This window comes from Roseibium sp., from assembly GCF_025698965.1.
Taxonomy (GTDB): domain Bacteria; phylum Pseudomonadota; class Alphaproteobacteria; order Rhizobiales; family Stappiaceae; genus Roseibium.
In genome coordinates, this window is record NZ_JAILWL010000322.1 from 1 (window position 1) to 7,707 (window position 7,707).

Annotated in this window: 6 protein-coding genes; all 6 read left to right on the forward strand. The window is 52.3% G+C overall.

Annotated elements, in window-relative coordinates; translation table 11 throughout:
• The first annotated feature begins 1 nt into the window (after position 1).
• On the forward strand, positions 2-1,117 hold the full coding sequence (locus K5905_RS22370) for a FliI/YscN family ATPase (protein ID WP_297587939.1): 1,116 nt from the start codon (positions 2-4) through the stop codon (positions 1,115-1,117).
• 297 nt (positions 1,118-1,414) lie between these two features.
• Positions 1,415-2,218: a response regulator transcription factor gene (locus K5905_RS22375; protein ID WP_297587942.1), complete on the forward strand. Its 804-nt coding sequence runs from the start codon at positions 1,415-1,417 to the stop codon at positions 2,216-2,218.
• 444 nt (positions 2,219-2,662) lie between these two features.
• A complete protein-coding gene (locus tag K5905_RS22380; RefSeq protein ID WP_297587944.1) occupies positions 2,663-4,264 on the forward strand; it encodes a HAMP domain-containing sensor histidine kinase in 1,602 nt (533 codons plus the stop codon).
• Between the two features lies 1 nt (position 4,265).
• Positions 4,266-6,506, forward strand: a complete 2,241-nt coding sequence (locus K5905_RS22385; RefSeq protein WP_297587947.1) for an EAL domain-containing protein — start codon at positions 4,266-4,268, stop codon at positions 6,504-6,506.
• A gap of 218 nt (positions 6,507-6,724) precedes the next feature.
• A complete protein-coding gene (locus tag K5905_RS22390; protein WP_297587950.1) occupies positions 6,725-7,426 on the forward strand; it encodes a carbon monoxide dehydrogenase subunit G in 702 nt (233 codons plus the stop codon).
• A 133-nt stretch (positions 7,427-7,559) separates the two neighbouring features.
• A partial coding sequence (locus K5905_RS22395) for a 2Fe-2S iron-sulfur cluster-binding protein (RefSeq protein WP_297587953.1) occupies positions 7,560-7,707 on the forward strand: 148 nt, incomplete at its 3' end.

Here is a 7,707-nt window from a genome sequence, read left to right on the forward strand (position 1 = left end):
TGTGGTGAAACCGCTTGAGCGAGTGACGGACATAGGCATTGGAAGCGTCGCCTCGGTCATGGGGGGACTTGCCATTCACCCGGACATGAGCTGGCGAGGCCGGATCATCAATGCGCTTGGTGAACCGATTGACGGCGCAGGAGGCTTGAGCCACGGCGTTGAAGCTTTTCTGCTTGACCGCGCACCGCCACCGGCCATGAACCGCACAAAAATTTCCGAAGGCGTTAAAACCGGTGTGAAGGTGATCGACCTGTTCACCCCCCTTTGTGTCGGGCAGCGTGTCGGCGTATTCGCCGGGTCTGGCGTGGGCAAGTCTACACTGCTGGGTATGCTTGCCGGGTTCGGGGACTTTGACACCGTTGTTGTCGGGCTTGTGGGGGAACGTGGCCGCGAAGTCAGGGAATTTATCGAGGATATCCTCGGCGAAGCGCTGGCAAACTCGGTTGTTGTCGCATCGACAGGGGATGAGAGCGCCATGCAAAGGCGATTGGCTCCGAAGACGGCGATGAGCGTTGCGGAATATTTCCGAAGTCAGGGGCATAAGGTGCTGCTCATTCTGGACTCCGCAACCCGGTTTGCGCATGCAGCAAGGGATGTCGCCCTTGCAGCCGGCGAACCACCGGTTGCCCGCGGATATCCGCCAAGCGTGTTTGCGGATCTCGCTCGTCTGATTGAAAGAGCCGGGCCCGGAAGTTCAGGTGAGGGCTCTATTACGGGCATCTTCTCCGTACTAGTAGATGGAGACGATCACAACGATCCGGTGTCCGACACCATCAGGGGCCTTCTGGATGGTCACGTGGTTCTGGACCGACAGATTGCCGAAGCCGGGCGCTATCCACCGGTGAATGTTTTGAAGTCGACGTCCAGACTAGCGACCAGAGCATGGACACCTGAACAACAGGAACTGATTCACCGGATCAAAGGGCTGATATCCCAGTATGAAGATACCAAGGACCTTCGGATGATGGGTGGATTTCAAGCGGCCGGAGATGAGCAACTTGAAAAAGCCTGTCGCCTTGTACCCATGATCTATGAGGCCATGCGTCAACGAGCTGATGAGATACAGCCATCTGATCCATTTTCCGAGCTGGCGCAGTCACTTTCGGGTGTGTCGTAACCATTTTGCCGATTTAGTAGTAAAAAACTAAAAATGCCGCTTTTTTCTGCGGTGTTTTTTGGATATATATGTAGTCATAGATCTTATATTTCGCTAAATTCAGCGATTGTTGGAATTTTAATTAATTTTTCGCTCAGTTTGTTCTCAATGTCATTGATTTTTTATTTAGATTTACATGTGGATATTGGAAGTATTGATACCTTAAGTCTTGAAACAAGTCCCTGTACAGGGAAGAATTATTGACCTAATGCCCCGGTAAATTTACGGATTGATTGTCGAAATATACAGGGGGCTGATATGTTTATAGTTGTGGACTCCAGAGAGATTGTAACTTCAGGTTACGCCTCGGCATTCGAACGGGAGGGATACGCCTCCCTTGAACTTCATCCGTCCGAACTCAAGGATTGGTTGGAAATCACCTGTGCGCAGGATCTGGCATCTGTGGATGCGATCTTGCTCGGGGCGTGCGATGAGCGGGCAGGTTTTGTCAACTCCATACGCAAGCATTGCCCGGAGGCGCAAATAGTGGCGCTTGAAGATACCTCCAGTTTGGAAAGTACACTTCAATTGTTTTCCGCTGGCATGGACGATGTTTTGAGGAAGCCGGTCCATGTTCGTGAAATAATTGCACGGGTTGGTGCTTTCCGGCGTCGGATTTCGGCCAGAAACAGTTCGGTCGGGACCGGGGCAATCGAGGTTTTCTTCGACGGACGTGATCCGATGGTTGGTGGAGATGTTATGGAGCTGCCGCGCCGCGAGCGCCGTATTTTGGAGTATCTCGTTAAGAACAAGGGGCGCCGGGTTACAAAAACACAGATCTTCAACGCGGTATACGGTGTCATGAACGATGGTGTCGATGAGTGTGTCGTGGAAAGTCACATTTCCAAACTTCGCAAAAAACTCCGGAAGCGTCTTGGTTACGATGCTGTCGAATCGACGCGGTACATCGGTTACATGCTCAAGGACAGCGCCGCTCCGAAACAGATCGTCGGTGACACACGGCGTCCGGTGCAGGCCTCAAAGGTCACCACTCAGGCCGTCGAAGCGCCTTTTGAAGATGTTGTTGCCAAGAAACCTTATCTGTCCGTTGTTGGGGCGTGATACGTCCAAACCAGGAATTGAGAGGAAGTTCATTGCCAGAAAGGTTTTGATTGAGGTCTTTGGAGCGGACTGGAATGAAACCCGGCCAGACAAAGTTGCATGATGCAAGCCGCTCACCAATATCGATTTTATCCGGACTGAATGACTGGATCCGTCAATCCCAAAAAGAGGTTGGGGTGGTGTGAATTACAACTAATTTTTATGGAAAATTTAGAAAGCGTCCCCACAATGTGCATTCGGGGCTTGGGACAATCAATCGACGACAAAGATCGAAAGTGTTGATCGAGCGCCAGGGCGGTTTCGAAGCATCCTTGATCGTACGCATTTCAGGAAGCTGGAAACAGATGCTTGCCAGGCTCCTTTGCCTGCCGTCATCCGGCATGCGAAGGACGGTGTGCAAGCTTACCAATTTAGGGGAAATCCCCGTAGGCAGAGGTGGGTGCCTTGAGTTTGAGCGGCAGTGCGTCGTTGCCATTTACTGCGAAGGAGACGGGCCGAACCAGCCTGTCGCGCACATTTATATTCTATACGCTCGGTTTGTTTGCGATACTCGGCATAATCTTCATAGGCATCTTAACGAAGATCACCTGGGACGCTTCGCACGCCAGGGCGATCCGAGTAACGGAGGCATTCTTTCAAGCCACCAAACGACCGTTTGAGCGCGCTATCTGGACTGTCAATGCGGATGCGACGCTGCAGCTCATTCGAGGTCTTGAAAGTCTTGAGGTCGTTGAAAAGGTCTGGGTCGAGACACCGGATACGGGTAATTTCGGGGAGCCGGTTGCAGGACCTCGACAGGCCGAGGCACTCAGCTACACGTTAAATTCACCAAGCACGATCCTTCACAAGGATTCGATTGGTCAGGTTTTCATCCTGATTGACCGGAATACGATCTCGTATGAAATCGCTTCCACGGTCGGTTTCATCGTTACCGCGATCATTGTTTATTTGCTGCTGCTTGCCATCGTAATCAGGACCGTTTTCCGGCGATTGATCGGTGGGCCATTGTCGGCAATCGTCGATTATCTTTCGACACCGAGATTGATCGAAGATCCGCCCAAGGCAGAGCTTATGCCCGGGCGGGCGGATGAAATCGGGATACTTGCCGCAAGCCTGCAAACGATGGTTCAGCGTCGGCACCTGGATTTGCAGAAAATCCAGGAATACCAGACAAATCTTGAGGACCTTGTCGCACATCGCACCGATCAGTTGAAGCTGGTCCAGGAAGAGCTGATTCAGGCGGATAACCTCGCCGCGCTCGGGGCTTTGGTGGCTGGAGTTTCACATGAGTTGAACACTCCGCTAGGCAATGCACTCATGGCAGCGACGACCATCAAGGACGCTACAAGCTATTTGCAATCGGAACTTGAGCAGCAGAGCCTCAGCAAGGAGGCGCTTGAGAAAGAGGTCCAGCGCATTACCGATACCGCAAATATTATCGAAAAGACCTTGGGGCGGGCGAGGGACCTTGTCGGCAATTTTCGGCAGGTTGCGGTCGACAGGCAAAGCGAGAAAAAACGGCCTTTCAATTTCGATCATATCATCCGCGAAACGTTGGCCACCCTACAGCCCATGCTGAAAAAGACTTCATTCGACGTGGAACTGGATCTTGCTGCTGATGAAGCTGTCGACAGTTATCCAGGAGCGGTGAGCCAACTTGTTTCCAACCTCGTAGAAAACGCAATGAAGCATGCGTACGAAGGCAGAAGCCACGGAAAGATCAAGCTTTCTTCAAAGGTGGTGGAGGAGCCGGGGTTGGGTGAAACCAGCGCAACGATCAAGAATATTGTGTTTAGCTGCAAGGATTTCGGAGTTGGAATTCCTGACAAGAATCTGAAGAAGGTCTTTGAACCATTTTTTACAACCAAGTTTGGAAAAGGCGGATCAGGACTTGGCATGGCCATTTGTTATCAGTTGGTGACGGAAGCTTTGGAGGGAACGATCTCGGTGACATCGAACGTTGGGGAAGGTACGGAATTTTTGATCGAATTTCCTGTGAAGACGTCAGCGAAATCCGATACGGCGACCGGAAGGAAGGTGCACTAAGATGGCAATGGATTTTCTTGCCCCCTCTCGTCCGGACATTTCAGAAAGCACGAAGTCTCCGTGGAAAATCCTTGTCGTCGATGATGACCCGGACGTGCATGAGGTCACCGAAATTGCTGTTGCCGGATGCCAGTTTGAAGAGCGATCGTTCGAGCTTCTGCATGCCCTTTCGGCGGAGGAGGCTCGTGAACTGCTGAAGCAGAACACCGACATTGCGGTGGCCCTGGTTGATGTCGTCATGGAAAGCGATACCGCCGGTCTCGGTCTTGTCAGCTGGATCAGGTCGGAGCTCGGAAATCACTTCACGCGTTTGATCCTGAGGACAGGCCAGCCCGGCTATGCTCCGCAAACTGACGTGATCATGAAATACGACATTGATGGCTATACGGAGAAGGCGGAACTATCCCGCACGAAGCTGATAACGGCAATCGTCACCGCTCTGCGGGGCTATAAGCTGGTCATGTCACTGGAGACCAATCGCCAGAAACTGAAACAGCTCAATTCTCACTTTGCCGCCATCGTTGAAAAGAATGCTTTGAGCGAATTCGCTTCGGCGGTACTCCACCAACTTTCGGAGCTTTTCGGTCAACCGGTCGACAGCCTTTTGTGCGGCCCCGAAACGTTACCGGAATATGGCGCTGTCGACAGATCAAAATTCAGGGTTTTGGCGGCAACCGGCAATTTCGAGGACAAGATTGATCTTCCGATTGATGTTGTCGGCGACGATGCGATCCGCAGATCAATCAATGAGTGTGTCGAGCGGCAGGCGAACTGCTCGACAGCACAGGGACTTGCGCTTCCGCTGGTGACAAGAAACGGTATGGCGGGTGCGCTTTATCTTGGCATTCCCGAGACCTTGCTTGAGGATCTGGTGGGGGCTGAAGTCGTTCAACTGTTCGTATCCAACGTTGCACTTGGATACGAAAAAACCGGCCTTCTTGAGCATATTCGCAATCTCGCCTATGTCGACCGGGTGACCGGGCTGTCAACCTTCTCGGGTTTTATCGAGTCATTTGAGAGAAACTCTCTCAAACGCACTTCGCTCTTGGTCATACATACCGACATTCAGCGTTTCCGGGTGATTGTCGACGGCATTGGTGACGAAAAAGCCAGCGCTGTGTTGAAGAAAACCGGACACAGGCTTTCGCAGACCTTTCCTGATGCCTTGACGATCGCACGCAAGGAAGGAGACGAGTTTCTCATTCTTTTGAAAGGTGATGGCAACAGCGTCGATGACGTCGTCGCCAGGGTGGAGGACGCGTTCCAGGAACCGATAACACTCGATGAAAACCAGATTACCCTGAAGCTTCGTTTGGGTTTTGCTCTTGCTGAGAACGAAAAACAGGGTGCGGAAGAAACCGTCCGATTCGCTTCAATCGCGTTGAACGATGTTCGGCAGAAGGGTGTCACCAATCATGCGGTTTTTCATCCCCTGATGCAGGAAGCAGCTTTCGAGCGTCTGCGGCTGGCGTCGCTCCTGACAGGCACGTCCAACCAAACCGAATTTTCCGTCCATTACCAACCGATCATGAAGGCGAAAGACGAAAGCCTTGCCTCCTTCGAGGCCTTGATGCGGTTCCGCACACCAGGTGGCAGCTATCTGAACACTGCTCGCATGATCGAAGCGGCTGAAGCCAGTGGGCTGATTTCAGAAATCGGGGCCTGGATGTTCAGGGCTGCGTTTTCCGAATTCGGTCAGTTAACCGATTTGTCGGAAGGCACACGCCTGAATGTGAACCTGTCGCCGCGGCAAGTGCAGACAAACCGGATCTACAAGGATATTGAAGAAGCTGCCTCCGCTGCTGAACTGCCTTTGAACAAGCTGGTTTTCGAAGTGACGGAAGGGCTCTTCATCAATAATGATCGAGTGACAATTTCCTTGCTCAGTTGGTTGCGTGGCAAGGGAGCAAAAGTGGTAATCGACGATTTCGGTACCGGGTATTCTTCCTTCAGCTATCTGCGCAAACTCCCGGTTGATGGTATCAAAATCGATCGAAGTTTCATCATGAACATGGATCAGGACAGGGATGCACTTGCCGTCGTGAAATCCATCATGGCCGTTGCAAAAGCCATGGACTTGAGCATCACTGCCGAAGGTGTGGAAACCGTGGTCCAAAAAAACATCATGCAGGACCTGCAATGCGACTACCTGCAGGGATATCTATATTCCAAGCCTCTCGACTTCCGCGATACACTGACCTTTGTCCAGGGCAGCAATGAGCCTGGTGCAGCCGCAGGTTAGCGGCTGATAACTGCTGTTCCGGTCTTTCGGTCGACTTCGCAATTGACACACGGTGCACCCGCACAGGTGCGGTTCTCGAATGCCATCGACATAAGCGATTGAAAATTTGCACGAAACACGCTCTCATAGTGAGAATGTGAGCTCGTAGCACGAGCCTTGACGGCGTGCGTGAGTTGAGCTGAGGCAATGCGCCAACGAGCGATTTGGGGAGAATGCACATGGACATGAACGGCTCTCACCGGATTCCGGCAAAAAGGGAAACAGTTTGGGAGGCTCTCAACAATCCGGAGATTCTCAAGGCGTGTATTCCCGGGTGTGAAAGCCTCGAAAAAACCTCCGACACGGAAATGACGGCAGCCGTGACGTCTAAGATCGGACCTGTCAAAGCAAAATTCAAAGGATCCGTCACGCTTGATAACATCAACCCTCCTGAGAGCTACACGATCTCGGGTGAAGGCAAGGGCGGTGTTGCTGGGTTTGCCAAGGGGTCTGCGGATGTAAAGTTGACCGAAGAAGGTGACGAGACGGTCCTGACTTATGAAGCCAAGGCTCAGGTTGGTGGCAAGCTCGCGCAACTCGGAAGTCGGCTGATAGATTCCACTGCAAAGAAAATGGCTGAGGAGTTCTTCACCAAATTCACCGAGACGGTCGCAGGAGGCGCAAGTCCGGCAGCGGCTGAGGAAGTGTCGGATGAGCTAGATCCGGGAATTGCAGAAGAAGCCAAGCGTATAGCAATTGAAGAGGCCCCCGGAGAGGTCATGCACGCCATTGAGGAAGCGGAGCATGCCGTCGAAGAGGGAATTCACAAAGCTGAAGAAAATATTGAAGCCGCCGCGCGGAGTAATGCGTTTGGAGGCCCCATGGTCTGGGGCTTGATCCTTCTGGCCGCCCTGATCGTGGTTCTGGCTATTGCAAGTTGACCGGAGCGCTCCAATTTTGAAATGATCCGGTTCTGACGAAAATTGCTCGCCAGGACCTACGAAATAGAACACGGTGATAAACCGGGACGCATTTGAGCGATGGCTCAAAGAATTTCATGAGGGAGAGAAATTGATGTCGAAGGTATCGATGGTATTGAACGGCAAATCGGTTTCGGCTGATGTCGAAGACCGAACGCTGCTCGTATCGTTCATCCGGGAGGCCAGAGGCCTGACGGGCACACATGTCGGCTGTGACACATCACAGTGTGGTGCTTGCGTCG

Bases quoted from the DNA above. Each gene is read 5' to 3' on its own strand.
- K5905_RS22375 (WP_297587942.1), top strand. From the start codon at position 1,415: ATGTTTATAGTTGTGGACTCCAGAGAGATTGTAACTTCAGGTTACGCC.
- K5905_RS22385 (WP_297587947.1), top strand. From the start codon at position 4,266: ATGGCAATGGATTTTCTTGCCCCCTCTCGTCCGGACATTTCAGAAAGC.
- K5905_RS22390 (WP_297587950.1), top strand. From the start codon at position 6,725: ATGGACATGAACGGCTCTCACCGGATTCCGGCAAAAAGGGAAACAGTT.